This window comes from Rothia mucilaginosa (genome assembly GCF_964211445.1).
Classification (GTDB): domain Bacteria; phylum Actinomycetota; class Actinomycetes; order Actinomycetales; family Micrococcaceae; genus Rothia; species Rothia mucilaginosa_E.
In genome coordinates this window covers 1-1088 of sequence record NZ_CAXOQT010000058.1, presented here as the reverse complement: position 1 = coordinate 1088, position 1088 = coordinate 1, and the positions used below count along the sequence as shown (strand labels likewise).

1 protein-coding gene is annotated in these 1088 nt (G+C 60.0%); it reads right to left on the bottom strand.

Annotated features, from left to right (window positions below; all coding sequences use genetic code 11):
- On the bottom strand, positions 1-1088 hold a 1088-nt coding region (locus tag AB8E48_RS08910), incomplete at both ends, for a pyridoxal phosphate-dependent aminotransferase (protein WP_368886474.1).

Below are 1088 nucleotides of genomic sequence, written 5' to 3'. Positions count from 1 at the left end.
CTGCTTGTAGTCAGCCATGAAGTTACCCAAGCGCTCCAGGGCGCTGGTGAGGGTCTGCGTATCGGGCAGGAACACCAGGCGGAAGTGGTCCGGGTCCTTCCAGTTGAACGCGCGGCCGTGGCTGAAGAGAATCTTCTGGCTCTTGAGCAGGTCCAGGGCGAACTGCTCGTCGTCGGTAATGTCGAAGCGCTCAATATCAATCTTCGGGAACAGGTAAAGCGCACCGTCCGCGCTGGTGCAGCTGATACCGTCAATTTCGTTGAGCATCTTGTGCGCCAGGGTGCGCTGCTCGTACAGGCGGCCGCCGGGAACAATCAGCTCATTAATGGACTGGTAGCCGCCGAGAGCGGTCTGGATGGCGTGCTGCGCCGGAACGTTAGCGCACAGGCGCATGGAGGCGAGCAGGTGAATGCCCTCCAGGTAGCTGGAGGCGTCCTTCTTCGGGCCGGTGATAGCAACCCAGCCTGCACGGTAACCGCAGACGCGGTACGCCTTGGACAGACCGGAGAAGGTCAGGCAGAGCACGTCGTCGCCGGTAAGGGTTGCCATGTTGATGGCTTCAGCGCCGTCGTAGGTAATCTTTTCGTAGATTTCGTCGGAGAACACGACCAGGCCGTGTTCGCGTGCCACGTCCACAATCTGCTTCAGAATCGAGCGCGGGTAGACGGCACCGGTCGGGTTGTTCGGGTTAATAACTACGATGCCCTTGGTGCGCTCGGTAATCTTCGACTTGATGTCTTCAATGTCCGGGTACCAGTTGTTTTCCTCATCGCAGAGGTAGTGCACGGGCTTGCCGCCGACCAGCGCGGTAGCTGCGGTCCATAGCGGGTAGTCGGGCATGGGGACCAGGATTTCGTCGCCGGTCTCGCAGAGTGCCTGCAGGGTCATCGGGATCAGCTCAGACACACCGTTACCCAGGTAGATGGAGTCGGTGTCGAGGTTCATGATGCCGCGGTTCTGGTAGTGCTGCACAATGGCGGTACGTGCCGAGTAAAGGCCGCGGGAATCGGAGTAGCCCTGGGTTTCGGGCAGGTGACGAATGATATCCATCATGATGGCATCCGGCGCCTCAAAGCCGAAGGGTGCGG